The organism is Kitasatospora sp. NPDC043949 (assembly GCF_056435365.1).
This window is the reverse complement of sequence record NZ_JBWKEQ010000009.1, coordinates 1-19,765: the sequence shown is the minus strand read 5'-3', so window position 1 is coordinate 19,765 and position 19,765 is coordinate 1. Positions and strand designations below refer to the sequence as shown.

15 protein-coding genes and 1 tRNA gene are annotated in these 19,765 nt (G+C 73.9%); 7 read left to right on the top strand and 9 right to left on the bottom strand.

Annotation, left to right across the window (positions count from 1 at the left end):
* Nucleotides 1–32: 32 nt before the first annotated feature.
* Together AC07AL_RS09920 and AC07AL_RS09915 are read right to left on the bottom strand one after the other, a co-directional pair.
* Entirely contained in the window at nucleotides 33–1,694 is a 1,662-nt protein-coding gene (locus AC07AL_RS09920; RefSeq protein ID WP_363627850.1) for a long-chain fatty acid--CoA ligase, read from the bottom strand.
* Between the two features lie 147 nt (nucleotides 1,695–1,841).
* Nucleotides 1,842–2,699, bottom strand: a complete 858-nt coding sequence (locus tag AC07AL_RS09915; RefSeq protein WP_478317288.1) for a glycoside hydrolase domain-containing protein — start codon at nucleotides 2,697–2,699, stop codon at nucleotides 1,842–1,844.
* 152 nt (nucleotides 2,700–2,851) lie between these two features.
* Here AC07AL_RS09915 and AC07AL_RS09910 point away from each other — a divergent pair, with 152 nt between their 5' ends.
* Complete coding sequence (locus tag AC07AL_RS09910; protein ID WP_363579775.1) at nucleotides 2,852–3,916, top strand: EamA family transporter; 1,065 nt, start codon at nucleotides 2,852–2,854, stop codon at nucleotides 3,914–3,916.
* Between the two features lie 46 nt (nucleotides 3,917–3,962).
* Here AC07AL_RS09910 and AC07AL_RS09905 read toward each other — a convergent pair whose 3' ends face one another.
* From AC07AL_RS09905 to AC07AL_RS09880, 6 genes are all read right to left on the bottom strand, one after another.
* Nucleotides 3,963–4,748, bottom strand: a complete 786-nt coding sequence (locus AC07AL_RS09905; protein WP_350876456.1) for a pyridoxine/pyridoxamine 5'-phosphate oxidase — start codon at nucleotides 4,746–4,748, stop codon at nucleotides 3,963–3,965.
* Nucleotides 4,749–5,195: 447 nt separating this feature from the next.
* Complete coding sequence (locus tag AC07AL_RS09900; protein ID WP_363579777.1) at nucleotides 5,196–5,525, bottom strand: hypothetical protein; 330 nt, start codon at nucleotides 5,523–5,525, stop codon at nucleotides 5,196–5,198.
* A 426-nt stretch (nucleotides 5,526–5,951) separates the two neighbouring features.
* Nucleotides 5,952–7,316, bottom strand: a complete 1,365-nt coding sequence (locus tag AC07AL_RS09895) for an FAD-binding oxidoreductase (protein ID WP_363619483.1) — start codon at nucleotides 7,314–7,316, stop codon at nucleotides 5,952–5,954.
* 111 nt (nucleotides 7,317–7,427) lie between these two features.
* Nucleotides 7,428–8,255: a MerR family transcriptional regulator gene (locus tag AC07AL_RS09890; RefSeq protein WP_363627853.1), complete on the bottom strand. Its 828-nt coding sequence runs from the start codon at nucleotides 8,253–8,255 to the stop codon at nucleotides 7,428–7,430.
* A 118-nt stretch (nucleotides 8,256–8,373) separates the two neighbouring features.
* A tRNA-Ser gene (locus tag AC07AL_RS09885) sits at nucleotides 8,374–8,461 on the bottom strand.
* Nucleotides 8,462–8,524: 63 nt separating this feature from the next.
* Nucleotides 8,525–10,348: a S1C family serine protease gene (locus tag AC07AL_RS09880; protein WP_363627854.1), complete on the bottom strand. Its 1,824-nt coding sequence runs from the start codon at nucleotides 10,346–10,348 to the stop codon at nucleotides 8,525–8,527.
* 442 nt (nucleotides 10,349–10,790) lie between these two features.
* Between AC07AL_RS09880 and AC07AL_RS09875 the strand changes: the two genes are divergently transcribed.
* From AC07AL_RS09875 to AC07AL_RS09860, 4 genes are all read left to right on the top strand, one after another.
* Nucleotides 10,791–12,248 (top strand): purine-cytosine permease family protein, encoded by a 1,458-nt coding sequence (locus AC07AL_RS09875; RefSeq protein ID WP_478317287.1) that lies wholly within the window; start codon nucleotides 10,791–10,793, stop codon nucleotides 12,246–12,248.
* Between the two features lie 79 nt (nucleotides 12,249–12,327).
* Nucleotides 12,328–13,152, top strand: coding sequence for a glycerophosphodiester phosphodiesterase family protein (locus tag AC07AL_RS09870; protein WP_363627855.1), 825 nt, complete (start codon nucleotides 12,328–12,330; stop codon nucleotides 13,150–13,152).
* Between the two features lie 305 nt (nucleotides 13,153–13,457).
* On the top strand, nucleotides 13,458–14,000 hold the full coding sequence (locus AC07AL_RS09865) for an ATP-binding protein (RefSeq protein WP_478317286.1): 543 nt from the start codon (nucleotides 13,458–13,460) through the stop codon (nucleotides 13,998–14,000).
* 106 nt (nucleotides 14,001–14,106) lie between these two features.
* Nucleotides 14,107–15,090 carry a DUF5926 family protein gene (locus AC07AL_RS09860; RefSeq protein ID WP_363579784.1) on the top strand — a complete coding sequence of 328 codons (984 nt, stop codon included), beginning with the start codon at nucleotides 14,107–14,109 and terminating at the stop codon, nucleotides 15,088–15,090.
* A 206-nt stretch (nucleotides 15,091–15,296) separates the two neighbouring features.
* Here the strand turns inward: AC07AL_RS09860 and AC07AL_RS09855 are convergent, their stop codons facing one another.
* Nucleotides 15,297–15,974 (bottom strand): bifunctional DNA primase/polymerase, encoded by a 678-nt coding sequence (locus AC07AL_RS09855; protein WP_363579785.1) that lies wholly within the window; start codon nucleotides 15,972–15,974, stop codon nucleotides 15,297–15,299.
* A 613-nt stretch (nucleotides 15,975–16,587) separates the two neighbouring features.
* Here AC07AL_RS09855 and AC07AL_RS09850 point away from each other — a divergent pair.
* The gene (locus AC07AL_RS09850; RefSeq protein WP_478317285.1) at nucleotides 16,588–18,024 is read left to right on the top strand and encodes a PP2C family protein-serine/threonine phosphatase; all 1,437 of its coding nucleotides are present in this window, start codon (nucleotides 16,588–16,590) and stop codon (nucleotides 18,022–18,024) included.
* Nucleotides 18,025–18,160: 136 nt separating this feature from the next.
* On the top strand, nucleotides 18,161–19,660 hold the full coding sequence (locus tag AC07AL_RS09845) for an aminopeptidase P family protein (protein ID WP_478317284.1): 1,500 nt from the start codon (nucleotides 18,161–18,163) through the stop codon (nucleotides 19,658–19,660).
* The last annotated feature ends 105 nt before the right edge of the window (nucleotides 19,661–19,765 follow it).

The window sequence follows — 19,765 nt, the reverse complement described above, 5'->3', positions numbered from 1 at the left end:
GGGTGGCCGGCCCTCGGCGGTCGGGCGGGCGGCTACTCCTTGCCGAGCACCGTCACGTCCAGTTCGTCCGCCGCGTAGCTGGCGCGGATCACCTTCTTGTCGAACTTGCCGACCGAGGTCTTCGGCACCGACTCGACGATCGACCAGCGCTCCGGCAGCTGCCAGGAGGCGATCCGTCCGGCCAGGAAGGCCCGCAGCTCGCTCAGCCCGGCCGTGGCACCCGGGCGCAGCACGACCGTGGCCAGCGGGCGCTCGCCCCACTTCTCGTCCGGGACGGCGACCACGGCGGCCTCGGCCACCTCGGGGTGGGCCATCAACTGGTTCTCCAGTTCGACCGAGGAGATCCACTCGCCGCCGGACTTGATCACGTCCTTGGCCCGGTCGGTGAGGGTCAGGTAGCCGTCGGCGGTGATGGTGCCGACGTCGCCGGTGCGCAGCCAGCCGTCCTCGGAGAACTTGTCGTCCGGCCGGAGCGGGTCCTGCCCGGCACCGCCGTAGTAGGCCCCGGCGATCCACGGGCCGCGCACCTCCAGCTCGCCCGCCGCGACGCCGTCGTGCGGCATCCGCTCACCGGACGGGCCGACCAGCCGGGCCTCGACGGAGGCCGGGAAGATGCCCTGGGTGACCCGGTAGGGCCACTCCTCCTCCGGGGTGAGGCCGCCGGGCGGCTGGGCGAAGGAGCCGAGCGGCGAGGTCTCGGTCATGCCCCAGGCGTGCAGCACGCGGATGCCGTGGCGCTCCTCGAAGCCCTTCATCAGCGAGGGCGGGCAGGCGCTGCCGCCGATGACCACCATGCGCAGGCTGGAGGTGTCGTAGTCGCCCGCGTCGAGCTCGTCCAGCAGGCCGCTCCAGATGGTCGGGACGGCGGCGCCGACGGTGGGCCGGACGGCGGCGATCATCTCGGCCATCGGCTTGGGCTGGAGGAAACGATCCGGCATGAGCAGGTTGGCGCCGGACATGAAGGCGGCGTGCGGGATGCCCCAGGCGTTCACATGGAACATCGGGACCACCGGCAGCGCGGTGTCGCGCGGGGTGAAGGCGAAGTTGTCGCCGGTGTTGACCTGGAGGCAGTGCAGGTACACCGAGCGGTGGCTGTAGAGCACGCCCTTCGGGTCCCCGGTGGTGCCGGAGGTGTAGCAGAGCACGGCGGCCTCGCGCTCGTCGAGGTCGCCGCGCCACGGGTAGGCGGTGGGCCGGCCCGCGATCAGCTCCTCGTAGTCGTGCACGGTGCCCGGGAAGCCGGCCAGCAGCGAGCGGTCGCCGGGGCCGTTCACCACGATGTGCCGGAGCGTCGGGGCGAGGTCCGGCAGGACGGCGGCGAGCAGCGGGAGCACGCTGCCGTCCACGATCACCGCGTGGTCGGCGGCGTGGTTGACGATGAACGAGAGCTGGTGGGCGGGCAGCCGCAGGTTGAGCGTGTGCAGCACGGACCCCATCGCGGGGACGGCGAGGTAGGCCTCCAGGTGGACCGAGTTATTCCACATCAGGGTCGCGACCCGGTCGTCCCCGGTCACCCCCAGTTCGTCGCGGAGCGCGTGGGCGAGCTGCGCGGCCCGCGCCCCCACCTCGGCGTACGTCCGCACGACCGGCCCGGTGCCGTCCCAGGTGGTGACGGTGGACCGGCCGTGGATGGTGGACCCGTGCTCAAGAATCCGGGCGACGGTGAGCGGGACGTCCTGCATCGTGCTGAACACGGGTCCTCCTTGACCTGGCGGCACTGGCGGCTGCGCCCGCGGCACCTACCGGGCGGTAATGCGCGCGGACGTGCCCGATTGTGCCGCCCCGCCCCGCCCGCTGTCAGTATCCCGGCCCCGTTGCCCGCATCACGGATCGGCGACGCGTCAGCCCGCGGTCGGGCCGTCGACGTGGTTGCGGTCGATCGTGAGGGCGGCGCCGCCGTAGGTCTCCTCGACGTTGCCGCGGTACTGGTGGACGCGCTGGCGGTAGCCCCAGAGGTCGGAGCCTAGGGCGCCGGAGTCGGCGGTGTCGGCCCGGTCGTCCCAGCGGGCGTACCAGAGGGCGTCGGGCAGCGGGAAGCTGCCGGCCCGGGCGGCGGCGGCCAGGTCGGCGATGCCGGAGTCGAGGCTGGAGTAGAAGCCGGAGCGGTAGCCGGCGGCGTGCAGGGCCTGGGTCCAGCCGACGGCGAAGTCGACCACCGCCTGGCCGCAGGCGGGGTCGCGCATCGGGTAGGCCTCGATGTCGAGGTAGACCGGGCCGCCCTTGCCGAATCCGAGCGAGCCCATCGCGTGGACGGCTTCGGTGGCCTCGTCCCGGCCCTGCTCGACCGCGTGGGCGGGGTCGATCCGGCGCGGCTTGTTGCCGAGTTCGCTGCACGGCGCCTGGAGCCCGACGTGGGCCGGCAGGAAGCGCCAGCCCAGTGCGCGGGCCTGGCGCACCCACTCGGCGGTGAGCCGGGGCTGGCCGCAGCCGCGCTGGGCGCCGCTGACGTAGATGCCGAGCGCGCCGTACGGGGAGGCCCCGTGCCAGGCCCGCAGGGTGTCGAGGGGCGGCGCGGTGCAGGCGTCGAAGGCGGGGCCGGTGAAGTCGTCGTGGATCCTGGGCGGGCCGAACCGGTCGGGCAGGGTGAGGGCCCGGATGCGGGGGAGGGCGGCGGCCCCGGCGCTCACGCCCGTCCCGTCGGTGGCCAGCAGGAGCACGAGGGAGGCGGCGAGCAGGGCCACGGGGCGGAGATAGCGCACCCGCCCTTGCTACTGACGGACCATCGGACGAATGCGGCAACCACGCCGGGCGCACCGGGAGAGCCCACCCTTTCGGCCGCACCCGTCCACATCCGTCCCGATAGTTGTAACGAGCTTGCCCGTTCATCACTCCTTACGGCAAACTCGCCCATATGCCCACCTCCCATCCCAGCGAAACCACCGCCCCGATGCCGGCTGCCGCCGTCGCCGAGGCGCTTGCCATGCCGCCCGCCCCCCAGGGCGAGCCCGCCGGCGAGCGGGGCAGCTGGCGACGAGGCGGGGCACCCGGCTCCACGGCACCGCCCGACGCGCCCCCCGGTCGGCCCACCGGCCGACTCCCGAAGGTCCTGCGGCGCCCGGAGAGGATCCCGGCGCCGCTTCTCTGTCTGACCGCGATGTTCCTGGTGCAGACCGGGATCGCCCTGTCCAAGCCGCTGTTCGGCCCGCTCGGGGTCAGCGGCACCACCTTCCTGCGGCTGGGCTTCGCGGCGGTCATCCTGCTCGCCGTCACCCGGCCCCGGCTGCGCGACAAGCGCCCGCGCGACCTCGCCGCGGCGGCCCTGCTGGGCGTGGCCTCGGCCGGGATGACCTTCCTGTTCGCCGGGGCGATCGACCGGCTGCCGATGGGCACCGCCGCGACCATCGAGTTCCTCGGCCCGCTCGCGGTCGCCCTGGTCTTCGCCCGGCGTGCCAGCCACCTGCTCTGGGCGCTGCTCGCCGCCGGCGGCGTCGTCCTGCTGACCCTGCTCGGCGAGGGCGGCGACGGGGGCGGGCTCGACCCGGTCGGACTGCTCTACGCCTTCGGGGCGGCCGCCTGCTACGCCGCGTACATCCTGTTCACCGACAAGGTCGGCGCCGCCTTCCAGGGCTTCCAGGGCCTGGCGGTGTCGATGACGGTCGGCGCGCTCGCCCTGGCGCCGTTCGGACTCGGCCAGGCCTGGGACGGGCTGACCGCGCCCGGCGCCTCGCCGCTGGGGCTGCTGGCCGCGGTGGCCGGGGTGTCGCTGCTGCTGCCGGTGATCCCGTACGCGCTGGAGATGACCGCGCTGCGGCGGATGCCGCAGCGGGTGTTCAGCGTGCTGGTCAGTCTGGAGCCGGCGGTCAGCGCGCTGGTCGGCCTGGTGGTGCTCGGCCAGCTGCTGGGCGTGCCGCAGCTGGCCGGGATCGGCTGTGTGGTGGCGGCCAGCGTGGGAGCCACGCTGACCGGGCGGCGGTAGGGCAGCACGGTCGGTCCAAGGGCCGGGCCCTTGGACCGTCAGGTCGTCACGGCCACAGCAGGGTGCGCGACCACTCCGGGGTCCGGACCGGTCCGGTGCGGGTGTAGCGCAGCCGGACGTGCCGGCGCTGCGCGTCGCCCTGCCAGTACTCCACCTCGTGCGCCCACAGGGTGTAGACCGCGTGCCCGGCCGCGACGGCGTCCGGGGTGGCCTCCAGGCGGCGGCGGGCGACGGCGACGGCCTCGTCGTACTCGGCGAGCGAGGCCATCGGCTCGCTCTGCCGCCCGACCAGCGCGCCGACCCGGGCGTCCGGGGAGCGGGTGGCGAACTCGGCGGCGGCGACCAGGTCGGCGGCCCGCTCGACGGTGCCGCGGACCCGTACCTGGCGGCCCAGCTGGGGCCAGTAGACGGTCAGCGCGGCGGCCGGGTGGTCGGCCAGCTGGCGGCCCTTGGGGCTGTCGGCGGCGGCGGAGAAGACCCAGCCGGTGCCGGCCGCGTCGACGTCGCGCAGCACCAGCACCCGGGCGTCCGGCAGGCCGTCCGCGTCGACCGTGGAGAGGGTGACCACCTGCGGGTCCGGCACGCCGGCGGCCAGCGCGGTGGCGAGCCAGTCCACGAACAGCGGGCCGGGCTCGGCGGGCGCGGCCTCGGCGTCGAAGGTCGGCAGCGGGCGGGCCATCGGCGGGCGGCCGAGCAGCAGCTCGGGCACGGACTTCGGCTCGGGCCGGTGCTCCGCCGGCTCCCGGCGGGCGTCCGGCCCGGATCGCGGATCCGGCTCCGGTGCAGGCCAGGCCTCGCCCGGGCCGGTCAGGCCCTCCTCCTCCGCCGCCATCGCGCGCCCTCTCCTCCGGTTGCCGCGGTCGCCGCCCCGGCCGGGCCGTCCTTCCCGGGCCCGGGCACGTGGTGCGCTGTCGGAGCGCAACCGTACCGCCGAACACCGACGGCTCCGGGCGCGGGCCCTCGCTGGACGCGTCCGGGCCGTCCGGGCCGGCCTCGACGGGCGGTCCCGGGCGGTGTCGGCGGCGACGGGCAGCCGGCGACGAGCGGGCCCGGGCGGTTCGCTCCCGGCTCCGGACGCACTCGTGGGCGGTGCCGATGGCGGCACCGCCCACGAGGCCGGCTTCACGGTGACCCTTTCCGCTGGCCGGTCATGCGCTGTTCTGATCCGCGCCCGGGCGGGAATTCCGCCCGGAGACTGGTTCGAGCCCCTCCGCGAGTGCTCAGCTCACCCGCGGCCGCCCACCTCCGGCGCCCCCGCCGTCGGTGGTGCCCGATCGGATCAGTGGAAGATCGGGGCGAACACGACGTTGATGTTCTTGTTGGACTGCCCGGCCAGGATGGTGCCCGCGTTGTCCTTCACCGCGAGGGTGTTGTTCTGGTTCGAGGCGCCCGTCCCGGTGGCGGTCTGCTGGGTGGAGATGTAGTTGCCGTCGACCCCGCCGAACACGTTGCCCGTGCCGACGTTGGACACCACGCCGGCGTTGGAGCCGGCACCGGCGCCCGCACCGTTGTCGGCGGCCGCAGCACCGGCACCGGCCAGCAGCAGGCCGGCCGCGAGCGGGGCGGCGAGCAGGAGTCCGGCCACCCGGCGGGTGTGGATGCGAGCCATGAGAGCCTCCAAGAAGCTGTAAATCGTGCAATTGTCGAGCAGGGGGTGCGGGAGTTCGCCGGCCAGACGAACACCTGCGGGCTGCGACGCCGAGAGACAGACTTCCGCAACAAATCGACAAAGCACTAGTCGGCGAAGCAGTTTTCGCCCGTTAGCGTGATATCCACCCGGGCTGCGCATAACGGACCGAAAATCGGACAGTGCGCCGACACGCCCCTACTGAGCTGGCACTTTGCCCGGGCGATGGCCTCCTGGAAGGCCCTTCAGGCAGGGCGCTCCGCCGTCACACGAACCACCAGGCGCACCACCCCGGCGCAGGGAAATCAGGAAACGCGCCCCCGAAAAGTTCGACCACCCTCCCATGTCGACTTTCCCAGCCATTCCCAGACCATCGGAAAGTCGTACTGGAATATGGGAGAAATAACATCACACCATCTTGCCCGGGTTCATGATTCCCAGCGGATCGAAGACCGCCTTCAGCTGTCGCTGGAGGTCCAGCGCGACCGGCCCCAGCTCGCGCGCCAGCCAGTCCCGCTTGAGCAGCCCCACCCCGTGCTCCCCGGTGATCGTGCCGCCCAGCTCCAGCCCCAGCGCCATGATCTCGTCGAAGGAGCGCTGCGCCCGCGCCGCCTGCTCCTCGTCCGAGCCGTCGAAGATCACGATCGGGTGGGTGTTGCCGTCCCCGGCGTGGCTGACCACCCCGATGGTCAGCGCGTGCCGCTCGGCGATCAGCGCCACGCCGTTCAGCATCTCGGCCAGCCGGGAGCGCGGCACCGCCACGTCGTCGATCATCGTGGTGCCCAACCGGTCCAGCGCGGGCAGTGCCAGTCGCCGGGCCTCCAGCAGCAGCTGCGACTCCGCCTCGTCCTCGGCCGGCACCACCTCGGTCGCCCCGGCCGCCCGGCAGAGCTCCGCCACCCGCGCCAGCCCGGCCTCCCGGTCCGGCCCGTCGAAGGCCACCAGCAGCAGCGCCCGGGTCGTCTCCGGCAGCCCCATCCGCCCCAGGTCGTTGACCGCCCGCACGCTGACCGCGTCCATCAGCTCCATCAGCGACGGGGTCAGGCCGCACGCCATCACCTCGCAGACGGCCGCGCCCGCCGCGTCCGCGCTCGGGAACTCCGCCGCCAGCGCCAGCTGCGGCGCCGGCGCGGGCCGCAGCGCGAGCACCGCCCGGACCACCACGCCCAGCGTGCCCTCCGAGCCGACCAGCAGCCGGGTCAGGTCGTACCCGGCCACGCCCTTGGCCGTCCGACGCCCGGTGGACAGCAGCCGCCCGTCCGCCAGCACCACGTCCAGGCCGAGCACGTACTCGCTGGTGACGCCGTACTTCACGCAGCAGAGCCCGCCCGCGCCGGTGCCGATGTTGCCGCCGATCGTGCAGGACTCCCAGCTGGACGGGTCCGGCGGGTACGACAGGCCCAACTCACCGGCTGCTCGCGAAAGTTCGGCGTTCACCACGCCGGGCTCGACCACCGCGATCCGGTTCACCGGGTCGAGCTCCAGGATCCGGTTCAACTTCACCATCGACAGCACGATGCAGCCGTCCACGGCGTTCGCCGCCCCCGACAGCCCGGTCCGCGCCCCCTGCGGCACCACCGGCACCCGCAGCGCGGTGGCGGTGCGCAGCACGTGCTGCACCTGCTCGACCGTCTCCGGGAACACCACCACGGCCGGCGCACCGGCGGCGCAGAAGCCGGCCATGTCGTGGCGGTAGGCGGCGGTCACGTCCGGATCCACCACCACCGCCCCGGCCGGAAGGCCCTGCGCCAGTCGGTCCGTCAGGTCACCCATCGCCGCCTCCACTCGCCGCCAGCCGCCTCCACCGCACTCTGCCCGCCCGCCGGAGGCCGGGCAAGTGGGCCCCCGGCGGATCTGCGGGCGTGGGCCCCGGCCGGACCGTGCCTACCGGCGGACCACCGGCTCCTGGAACTCCGTGACCCACCGCGCCGGGTCGTCCGGGCACTCCAGGTAGAGCTCCCGGGCGTAGCCGGCCGAGCGGTAGCCGTTCGCGTCGATGAAGCGGGCCAGCTCCTGGAAGCTCCCCATCGCCTCGTCCATCGAGCCGCGGTGCACGACCGTCGCCGCCTCCTCGATCGGCGGCAGGTCGAGCACCGCGAAGCCGTACCGGCCCGGCTCCACCGCCGGCCCGACCGGGACGGCCACCCGGATCAGCACCGTGCCCTCGCCCTCCGGCACGTCCTCGTACCGGGCGACGGACGGGCCCGCCTCGGCGATCCCGGCCTCGGCCAGCCGCCGGCACAGCTCCGCGAACAGCGGGCCGATCACCGGCCCGATGTCCTCCGGCTGGTAACTCGCGGCCACCGCGGTCAGTTCGGCCACCCGGACGGACGGCACCCGCTTCAGTACGACGTCGTGTGCGGACATGGTCCCCTCGCTCTCGATCGTCCGGAGCCTCGCCTCCACCCGGGTCAGCCGCTGCTCGTCCGCGGCGATCGCCTCGGCGAGTTGGGCCCGGCGCAGCCGCAGCATCCCGCGCAGTTCGGCCGCGTCCACCTGCTCGTCCAGGACGGCCCGCACCTGCTGCAGCGTGAAGCCGAGCTCCTTGAGCGCGATCACCCGGTTGAGCCGGGCGAGTTGGGACGCCTCGTAGGACCGGTACCCGCTGACCGGGTCCACCCTGGCGGGCCGCAGCAGCCCGATCGCGTCGTAGTGGCGCAGCATCCGCACCGACACCCGGCCGTGGCTGGCGAAGTCTCCGATGTTCAACATGGTGCCCCCACTCCACCCCCTGCCACCGTGTCAGGGTCAACCCCCGCCCGCCGAAAACGCGGAAGGCGGGTGCCGAGTGATCTCGGCACCCGCCCTGAGCAGGTGGTTCTCCAACCAGCGGAGAGCGTGGGATTCGAACCCACGGTACGGGGTCACCGCACGACAGTTTTCAAGACTGTTCCCTTAGGCCGCTCGGGCAGCTCTCCAGGCGGAGGTCAGCCTAACGGGTCCGGCGGGGTTCGGTGCACACCGTTTCGTGCGGGTGGGGGTCAGCTGTCGCCGTCCCGCTGGCCGAGGGTGACCTTGGTGTTGAACTGCTGGCCGTTGCGGGTGTACTCGACGTCGACGGTCTCGCCGGGCTTGTGCGTCCAGATCCGGCTGACCAGGGCAGGGCCGTTGTCGATCGGCACTCCGCCGAGCTTGGTGATGACGTCGCCCGGCTTGAGACCGGCCTTGTCGGCGGCGCCGCCGGGGGTGACGGCCGGCTGGCCCTGGATGTCGCGGGTCTGGATCTGCGCGCCGTCGCCCTTGTAGTCGTCGTTGCGCAGCACGTCGAGCTTGGCGTAGACCGGCTTGCCGGTCTTGATCAGGGTGTCGGCGACCCACTTGGCCTGGTTGATCGGGATGGCGAAGCCGAGGCCGATGCTGCCGGCCCGGCCGTTGGCGGAGGCGTTGGACTGGATCGCCGAGTTGATGCCGATCACCGAGCCACTGGAGTCGAGCAGCGGGCCGCCGGAGTTGCCGGGGTTGATCGAGGCGTCGGTCTGCAGGGCGTTCATGTAGGAGGACTGGCCGCCGGTCTCGTCGCCGGAGGCGACCGGGCGGTCCTTGGCGCTGACGATGCCGCTGGTGACGGTGGACTCCAGGCCGTACGGCGCACCGATCGCGACGGTGGCGTCACCGACGTTGACCTTGTCGGAGTCGGCCAGCGGAAGCGGGGCCAGCTTGCTCTTCGGCGGGTTTTCGATCTTGACCACGGCGACGTCGTAGCCCTCGGCGTGGCCCAGCACGGACGCGTTGTAGGACGTGCCGTCGGCGAACTTGACGGTCAGTTTGCCGCCGTTGAGGGTCGGCGCGACCACGTGGTTGTTGGTGAGGATGTGGCCCTCGGTGTCGAAGACGAAGCCGGTGCCGGTGCCCGACTCGCCGTTGCCCTGCGCCTTGATGGTGACGACGCTGGGCAGCGCCTTCTGCGCGATGCCGGCGATCGAGCCGGGGGCGGGCTCGTTCTTCTGGGTGTTGCTGGCCTGGACGGTGGTGCTGCGGTGGTCGTCGGCGCTGCTGGTGCTGTCGTTGCGGTCCGCGACGGTCACGCCGAGCGCACCGCCGGCCACGCCGGCGACCAGCGCGACGGCGGCGATCAGGGCGACCAGGCCGCCGCGCTTCTTGCGCGGGCCGCCGGGGCCGCCGGGGTAGTCGGCCGGGTAGCCGAGCGGTCCGGCCGGGCCACCCGGGTAGCCCGCGCCGCCGCCGGCGTCGTGGGAGGCACCCCAGCCGCCGAGCGGCTGGCCGGCGCCGAACGGGTGGTGGCCGGGCGCGGGGTGCGCGGCGGGCGCGCCGGGGGCGGCCGGGGTGCCGTACGGGTCGTGCGGGCCGGCGGCGGGGACGCCGTGGGCCGGGGTGGCGTACGGGTTGGCACCCGGCGGCAGGGCCGGGCTCTCGGCGACGGGTGCGACGGGTGCAGCGGGTGCCGCCGGCGCGGCCGGGACCGGCGGGGCGGGCGGCAGGACCGGCGGCGGCGCGTCGATGTAGCCGGTGGCGGCGTCGACCGGGGCGGCCGGTGCGTCGACGACCGGCGCGGCCGGGGTCTGCGGGGGCGCCTCCGGCGCGGGGACCTTGGTGAAGGCCACGGTGGGCTGGTACCCGCCCTCGGCCGGAACACCATCGGCCGCAACGCCCTCCGTCGGCGCGGCCTCAGCCGGTGCGGCCTCGGCGGCCGGAGCGGCCCCGGGCTCGGGGACCCGGCCGAAGGCCAGTGTCGGCTGGTGCCCGCCCGAGGCGTGGCCGTCGGAAGCGGGAACAGCCGCCGCCTGGCCGCCCGAGGGCTGCTCCCCCTGCGGCCCGGTGGGCCCAACCTCGCGCTCGGTGCTCACGAACGACCTCCATAGCTGACAGAACCAAGGACCATAGTTTTTCGTACTGCCGATTCGTTTGCCGTAAGGACCCCTCTGAATAACTCATAAGAATCCTTAGCCGCAGCCGACAGCCGGGCCGCCGACCAGGCTGTCCTACGCCGACGACCGAGCGATGACCGAGCCGACGAGCAAGTCGACGGCCGAACCGAAGACCAGGCCGACGACCGGAGGCTCCCCCACCTCCGCCGGGCGTCCCGCGATGCGGGCCGCACACCCCGTGGCCTTGGCGTTCACCCCCGGGCCGGTTAGCCTGTCGCTCACAACTGACACGCGGGAGCTTGGACCATCCAGGCTGAGAGTGCGCTGGTCGACCGTACGCCACGGGATCGTGGGCGGACCGTCGAGGGGGCGCAGACCGCCGGAACCTGTCCGGGTAATGCCGGCGTAGGGAGTATCGGCCATGTCGCCTGCTTCGCCATCCTCTTCTTCGGACGCGCCCGCGTCCAAGGGTTTCCCCGAACCGTCCCCGACCGCTCACGGCGGTGACAGCGGTCACGCGGGCCCCACCGGCACGGCGACCGCCGTCCTGGAGCGCCCGGAGCGTGCCGAGGCGCCGCTCGTGCTGGACACCGAGCCGCCGCGCACGCTGCGCTTCCGGGACCACTTCGCGCTCTGGATGAACCTGGGCGTCAGCCTGATCGGCTTCTCCACCGCCGCGACCGTGCTCGGCGCCAAGGGCAGCGAGCTGTCGCTGGCCGCCGCGGTGACCGCGATCGTGGCCGGCACCGTGGTCGGCACCGCGATGCTCGGCGTGGCCGCGCTGATCGGGGCCCGTACCGGCGCGCCCGCGATGGCGAACCTGCGCGGGCTGTTCGGCACCCGGCTGTCGTATGTCCCGACGGTGCTGAACATCGTCCAGTGCGTCGGCTGGGGCGTGTTCGAGCTGCTGACGATCGCGGCGGGCGCGCAGACCGTCGCCCACACCGACGGCTACCGCTGGCTGTTCGTGCTCCTGGCGGGCGCGCTGACCACCGCGCTGACCATCTGGCCGCTGGGCTCGATCGCGGTGCTGCGCCGCTTCGTGGCCGGTGCGGTCGCCGTCGCGATGGTGTACTTCACCGTCCAGCTGGGCCGCCAGGGGGTGCCCGACCCGGGCGCCGGCAACTGGCACGGCTTCCTGGGCGCCACCGACGCGATGATCGCGGTGTCGATCTCCTTCGTCCCGCTGGCCGCCGACTACACCCGGCACTCGCGCACCGCACGCTCGGCGTTCTGGGGCAGCTTCTCCGGCTACACGATCGCCCAGGTCTGGTGCTACGTGCTCGGCCTGATGGCCCTGCTGCAGTCCGACGGCGACCCGAACAAGATCTTCGACTCCTTCCTCGGCGTCTGGGCCGGCTGGCTGTTCCTGCTGGTGCTGGTGCTGCGCGAGACGGACCAGTCCTTCGCCAACGTGTACTCGACCGCGATGTCGGTGCAGAACCTGCTGCCGAAGGTGGACCGCCGGGTGCTGACCGGCGGGATCGGCCTGCTGATCACCGTGCTGGCACTGCAGATCGACAAGTTCACCGACACCTACACCAACTTCCTCGGTCTGATCGGCTCGGTCTTCGTGCCGCTGCTGGCGGTGCTGGCGGTGGACTACTTCTTCGGCGCCGGCCGGTACGGCTGGAACCTCTCCGCCGACGCGCCCTCGCGCCGCCTGATGCTGCTGCCCTGGGTGCTGGGCTTCGCGGTCTACCAGTTCATCGCGCCGACCGCGGTGGCCGGCTGGTGGACGGACTTCTGGACCTCCGCCCAGGACGCCCTGCACTTCACCCCGCAGGAGTGGACGTCCGCCTCGCTGTTCGCCTTCCTGGTGCCCGCGCTGGTCACCTGGGCGCTCACCCCGCTGACCCGCAGGACGGCGCCGAGCTGACCGACCGACACCGAAGACGGCCCCGCGGATTGGGGCCGTCTTCGCCTGCGCGTCACTTCCGCCGCCTATCGTGGGGCCCGTGACCAGCACAGACCCGTCCTCGACGGCGGCGCGCACCACGCCGCCCGTCCAGGTGATCGCCCACCGCGGTTCCTCGCACGCCCTGCCCGAGCACACCCTGGCGGCGTACCGGCGCGCGCTCGACGAGGGCGCGGACGCGGTCGAGTGCGACGTCCGGCTGACCGCCGACGGCGAGCTGGTCTGCGTGCACGACCGCCGGATCGGCCGGGTCTCCAACGGCCAGGGCACCGTCTCGGCGATGACGCTGGCCGAGCTGGAGGCGTACGACTTCGGCGCCTGGAAGACCGGCCGCCCCAGCACCGACCCCGAGCTGCGCGGCGTGCTGCGGCTGGAGCGGCTGCTGGAGCTGGTGGTGGACTGCGGCCGCCCGGTGGACCTGGCGATCGAGACCAAGCACCCGGTGCGCTACCGCGGCCGGGTGGAGGCCGAACTGCTGCGGACGCTCGAACGCTTCAAGATCGGCGCGAGCCGGGAGGGCGAGCGCCCCTCGGCCCGGATCATGAGCTTCTCCTCGGTGGGGCTGAACCGGGTGGCGGCCTCGGCGCCGGAGTACCGGCGGGTGTTCCTGTTCGAACGGACCCTGCCGCTGCTCGGCCGGCTGCGCCCGGGCTCCCCGCTGCCGGGCGGGGCTCGGATCGCCGGACCGGGCATCGACCTGGTGCGGGCCCGCCCGCAGCTGGTGACGCGGCTGCGCGAGCTGGGGCACGAGGTGCACGTGTGGACCGTGGACGAACCGGCCGACGTGGAACTGTGCCTGGAGCTCGGGGTGTCCGCGATCATCACCAACCGGCCCGCCGAGGTCCTGGCGCAGCTCGGCCGGTGATCCGGCGTCGGACAGCGGGCCGCCCGCAAATCCACCCGCAAAGCCCGGACACAACCTGATCGTTCTGGTCGGCAGTCAAACCTTCCGGGCCCGTTATTGCCGGAATTCATGCGCCGGGGCGACGCACGGTGAGCACGGAATGACCTCAGGTCCACCCTCGGTCGCAATCGCTTGAAATGTCCTCGCGGGATCGTCCGGCGGTCGTTTCCGACGCATTACCAAGGGGCATCTCTCCCTCGGCATACGCTGAAGGAGGTCCGGGGGTGGCGTTGATGGTGGCGCGTGAAGTGCCGGCTTCATCGACCATGGCAGTGCCGCACGGCCCGGCGAGTGTCGGGGTCGCACGGCGCCGACTGCGTCGAGATCTCGGCGACCGGGAGATACCGGAGCCGGTCGTTGATGATGCCGTACTGATCCTTTCCGAACTGCTGAGCAACGCCTGTCGGTACGCCCGTCCGCTCGGCCCGCTGCGGGCCCTGGGGCGCGGCGCCCGGGCCGAGGTGGTGGACCAACTGCTGGTCGGCGTCCCCTCCGGGGCGCATTCCGCCAAGGGCGGCCGGGAGCGCGAGGAGCACGGGAGCGGAACGGACGGCGGCGTGCTGGTCCGCTGGCAGCTGCACGCCGACGGCGTGCTCACCCTGGAGGTCACCGACGGCGGCGCGACCACCCGGCCGCTGCCCGCCGGCCCCTCGCTGACCTCGCGCGGCGGTCGCGGCCTGAACATCGTCGACCAGCTGGCCAGCGACTGGGGCGTGCGCGACGCGCCCGGCGAGGTGACGGTCTGGGCGGCGCTGCCCGCCCGGGCCCGGCACGCCCGGCGCACCGGTGGTGACGCCCGCAGCGCCTGAACCGACGCGCGCTCCCCACCCGTCCGCCCGGCGTGTGCCCGCGCGCCGGGGGAACGTCAGTAGGCTGCCCGGAGCAAAGGACCACCGTTCCCGGGAGAGCCGCACCATGGGCAAGAAGGCCGCCAAGAAGGCGCCGCAGCGTCAGTCCACCACCGCCGTCGCGGGCGAGGTCCCCGTGGTGGGGGCCCGCGAGAACTGCCCCTGCGGTTCGGGCCGCCGGTACAAGGCCTGTCACGGCCGGGAGGCCTCGCACGCGGTGCAGGAGCTGGTGCACCGCCCGTTCGAGGGCCTGTCGGGCGAGGCCGACTGGGTCGCGCTGCGCGAGCTGGTGCCCGCCGCCACGGTGCCGCTGACGCTGGCCGCCGGGGTGGCCGAGGGCGCCACCGGCGAGGTCCCGTCGGTGACCCTGGCCACCGTGCTGCCGCTGGCCTGGCCGGCCCTGCGCCGCCAGGACGGCTCCATCCTGCTCGGCCTGCAGACCCAGTCCTCCTCCGGCGACCTCAGCCGCGACCTCGCGGACGCCCTGGAGCTGGCGCTGGCCACCGAGCCGGGCAACCCGGTGCCGTCCCGCCGGACCGAGGCGGGCGGACGCCGGCTCCAGGACCTGCTGGACGTCACCGCCGCGTTCACGCCCGCCGTGCACACCGGCTTCGAGTTCTGGCTGGAGGACGCCGAGACCGCGACCGGCGAGGTCGCCGCCTCCCTGGAGCGCGCCAACGCCTCGGCCATCCCGACCGAGAAGCTGGCGAGCGCCGACGCCGCCTACTGGTGCGGCACCCCCGACAAGAACCACCTGCGCTGGGTGATGACCGTGCCCGAGGAGCGGCTGCTGGACGCGCTGGCCCGGCTCAGCGCCGCCGACCAGTCCTCGCTCGGCCCGGACACCCGCCTGGTCGGCTCGTTCCGCGCGCACGGCCTGACCGTCCCGGTCTGGGACCTCCCGCTCGCCATGACCGCCGCCGACTGCGAGAAGCCGGCCGCCGAGTTCGCCGAGCGGCTGGCCTCGGTGCTCGCCGACGAGACCCCGTTGACCGCCGAGGAGCGGCGCGCCCGCGCGAACCTGGTGAACCGTCAGGTCACCTTGAACTAAAGCGCCCGGGATCCGGGTGATACGCGTCACATTGTCGCCATGAAGCCGCAATTTCCGGGCTGGCAGGGCGTCTTGGAAATTGGCGCGGGCGCGGATCCTTGTTACTGTCTAAAGAGTCCGGCCGCTGGTGCATCCCCCGTCGCCAGCGGCCGGATCTTTTGTTTTCCGCGGGGCCCCGACGAGCGGCCCGGGAACGGACCGGCGGATCAGTACGCCGAGCGACCGCTGTCCAGCCGGACCGTCGCCTCCACCAACTCGCCCAGCAGCGGCCCGACCTGCGGCAGCCACACGCCGCCGTCGGCGTCCGCGCGCGGGGCCAGCACCCAACGCACCCGGCCAGCCGCTCCACCGGGCGGCAGCGGCAGGAAGCCGTCCACCCCGTGATAGCGCAACGAGCCTGGCACCCAAGGGAGTTGAGAGAGCATCTCGCCGAGCGCGTCCAGCGAGTACGGGGCCACCAGCAGCGCGTACCGGCCCGGCATCGCCAGCACCGGACCGAGCGGCAGCCGCAGCGCGCCCAGGTAGACCAGCGCCCGGGCCCCGGCCGCCGCCGGCAGGCTGACCGCCGAGACCACCGAACCGGTGGCGGCCAGCACCGGAGCGTCCGGGCTCTGCCGCTCCCACCACCAGCGCACCATCCGGGCGTCCGTGGTGGCGGCCAGCAGCGACGGGTCGTGCGGGTGCGCGCCCGGCACGACGCAGTCCTGGTCGCCGCAGGAGCACTGACCGCCGCGCAGGACGGCCCCGGGCACCACGGGCCAGCGGTGGTCGACGGCGGCCGTCAGGGCCGCGGCGAGCCGGGCAGGGCGCTGACGTGCGACGTCGTCCTGGACGGGGTGGTGGGGAGTGGCGGGCGGACACGGATCTTTCGGGTTCTCACGCATGGCGCTCGTTCCTTTCCCTGACCGCTCGGTTCGCTCCGGCCCGTCGGCACCGCCGGGACTCGTCACGCGGACCCGCGGTGGCACGGCCCCGGCGGCGCGAAGGGGGGCGGGCGGCATGGCGGGCGGCGCGGCGACGACGTGGATCACGGTGTGGAGCACGACATGAGAAGGGCCGCGCACTGAAACAGCCCCTGGAACGAGAATCCCGTATGCGACCGGATGGACGCCGCCCGGGCGCGCTTGGTTCCACCGTACGAGTGAGAGACTTCCGGCCAGCCCGGGTCCCGGGCGGCGCGGGCATACGATCCGGACGGCCGCCGGGTCCGTCCCCTCCGTTCTGCCCGCTCCCGGTCCCCTCCATGCCTCCCGACCGGACCGGCGCGCGCCCAGGCCGTACGCGCCCCCCGACCGGGTCTCGCGGATGTGGAACAGGCCACCGCGTCGTCCTGGATCTGGACATGCCCCAAATGGCCTGTGTAGAAGTGGTGGCATTGCTGTCGATCAATGACGAGTAGTAGCGAATCGAGGCGAAACGCGCCCTTTGGCCGTCATCGCTCCACACCGGCCGTACCTGGGGGTTCCGCATGGCACGTAGCACGTCAGGAGTGGCGGCATGACCGAGTCCCACCCGTCGTCATCGACACCCTCCGAGCCGGGCGAGCCCGGCAGCGCCGGCGGGCTGACCGTCCTCGACCCACCGGGCTTCCCCGGTCCCGCCGACGCGCAGGACGGCGCGGCGGACGTCCGCACGGCACCGGCCGCCGGAGTGCAGGACCGTTTGGCCGGACGACTGTCCGATTTCGCCAGCCTGCACCGGCACACCGAACAGCTCGCCCGCGCCCGCGGCCTCGCCGCCACCCTGGACACCGTCCTCGTCTCCGGCGCCGCCCTGCTCGGCGCCCGACGCGGCGTCCTGGTCACCCGGATGCCCGGCGGCAGGCCCGGCCAGCCCGTCGGCCTCGGCCTCGACCGCGCCAGCCTCGGCGCACTGGAGACCGTCCCGCCCGAGCAGAGCCTGCTCGCCAGACTGCTGCGCGAACAGGACCGGCCCGAACGGCTGCACTCCCCCGACCTCGCCGAGGACCCGGCCACCGGCGCCCGGCTGCGCGAACTCGCCACCCAGCTCGGCCTCGGCGGCTGCTACGGCCTGCCGCTCGCCACCGAGGAGGACGGCCCGCTCGCCGCCGCCCTCTGGTTCTACGACGAGCCCGCCGAACCCACCGAGCGCCAGCGCGAGCTCGCGCACCGCTACGCCGCGATCGCCGCCCCGCTGCTCGCCAAACAGCTGGAGGCGGACAAGGTCCGGCGCACCACCGAGGCGCTGCGCCGCGGCCTGCTGCCCGACCGGCTCCCCCAGCCCGCCGGCCTGCGGCTGGCCGCCCGGATCCTCCCGGCCGGCCTGGACCGCTCCTGCGGCAGCGACTGGTACGACGCCATCCCGCTGCCGGACGGCACCGTCGGCCTCACCGTCGGCTCCGTCTCCGGCGACGGCCCCGGCGCGGGCCCCGGCTCCGCCCCCGGCGCGGCCGCCGCGATGGGCAGGATCCGGGCCGCGCTGCGCGCCTACGCCGTCCTGGAGGGCGAGGACCCGGTCTCCGTCCTCGGCGACCTGGAACTCCTGCTCAAGACCACCGAGCCGGCCCGCACCGCCACCGCCGTCTACGCCTGGGTGGAACCCGAGGAGCGCCGGATCACCCTGGCCGGCGCCGGCCACTGCCCGCCCGTCCTGGTCGGCCGGCACGGCGCCGAGTTCGTGGAGACCTCGCTCTCCGCCCCGCTCGGCATGCTGGCCTGCTGGGAGGCCCCCGGCGTCGAGCTCACCGCCGACCGCGGCGACACCCTGCTGCTCTACACCGAGGGGCTGGCCCGCCGCTGCGGCCCGACCCTGCACGCCGGCCAGGCCAACCTGCGCCGGGCCGCCGCCGACGCCCCGCGCGACGTGCGGATCGACCCGGACCGGCTCTGCGCCCACCTGCTGGCCGTCTGCCCCGACCCCGGACCCGGACCGGCCACCGACGACCTGCTGCTGCTCGCGGCCCGCTTCGAATAGCCGTCCCGAACAGTCGTCCCGACCCCGAACGGGCGAGCGGCCGGGCGTCCGTACCATGGACGCACGGCCGCCCGCGCGTGTCGCGATCCGACACTCCCCCGAGGGGCGGCGGTACCACCCCAAGGAGGCGTTACACGTGACCGAGGACCGCACGCCCGCAGTGGCCGAGAACCCCGAAGCCGACGGCGGCGACGAGCCGCAGCAGTTCAAGGGCCGCAAGAACGGCCTGTACGGCGAGGTCTCCGACGAGCTGGCCGCCTCGATGAAGACCGGCTGGGCCGACACCGAGCTGCACGGCCTCGTCCCGGTCGCCCAGGCCCCGTACGCGGCCGAGCGCCGCGCCCGGCTCTCCGCCGCCTACCCCGGCGAGCGGCTGGTCGTCCCGGCCGGCAACCTGCGGGTGCGCTCCAACGACACCGACTACAGCTTCCGCGCCGCCAGCGAGTACGTGCACCTCACCGGCGACCAGACCGAGGACGCCGTGCTCGTCGCCGAGCCCACCGGCGACGCCGGCCACGAGTTCGCCCTCTACCTGCTGCCCCGCTCCGACCGCGAGAACGGCGAGTTCTGGCTGGACGGCTACGGCGAGCTGTGGGTCGGCCGCCGGAACAGCCTGGTCGAGCAGGAGCAGCTGCTCGGCCTGCCGGCGCGCGACGTGCGCAAGGCCGCCGAGGAACTGGCCGGGCGCACCAAGGACTCCGCGGTGCCCACCCGGATCGTCCGCGGCTACGACGCCGGCCTGGAGGACACCCTGGCCGACGTGCTGGACGCCGACCGGGACGCCGAGTTCAAGGAGTTCCTGAGCGGCCTGCGGCTGGTCAAGGACGAGTGGGAGGTCGGCGAGCTGCGCGCCGCCTGCGACGCCACCGTCAACGGCTTCACCGACGTGGTCCGCGAGCTCGGCCAGGCCGTCGCCACCTCCGAGCGCTGGATCGAGGGCACCTTCTGGCGCCGCGCCCGGGTCGAGGGCAACGACGTCGGCTACGGCACCATCGCCGCCGCCGGCCCGCACGCCACCACGCTGCACTGGGTCCGCAACGACGGCGACGTCCGCCCCGGCGAGCTGCTGCTGCTGGACGCCGGCGTCGAGACCCACACCCTCTACACCGCCGACGTCACCCGCACCCTGCCGATCGACGGCCGCTTCAACGACCTCCAGCGCAAGATCTACGACGCCGTGTACGACGCCCAGGAGGCCGGCATCGCCGCGGTGAAGCCCGGCGCCCGCTTCCGCGACTTCCACGACGCCTCGCAGCGCGTGCTCGCCGAGCGCCTGCTCGCCTGGGGCCTGCTGGACGCCTCGGCCTACGACGTCGAGAAGGTCCTGGAGCTGGGCCTCCAGCGCCGCTGGACCCTGCACGGCACCGGCCACATGCTCGGCCTCGACGTCCACGACTGCGCCCACTCGCGCCGCGAGGAGCACGCCGACGCGCTGCTGGTGCCCGGCATGGTCCTCACCGTCGAGCCCGGCCTGTACTTCCAGCAGGACGACCTGACCGTGCCGCAGGAGTACCGCGGCATCGGCGTCCGGATCGAGGACGACATCCTGGTCACCGCCGACGGCAACGAGAACCTCTCGGCCGGCCTGCCGCGCCGCGCCGACGAGGTCGAGGCCTGGATGGCCTCGCTGGCCTGAGCCACCCTCCGGGGGGGGGGGGGGGGGGGGGGGGGGGGGGGGGGGGGGGGGGGGGGGGGGGGGGGGGGGGGGGGGGGGGGGGGGAGGGGGGGGGGGGGGGGGGGG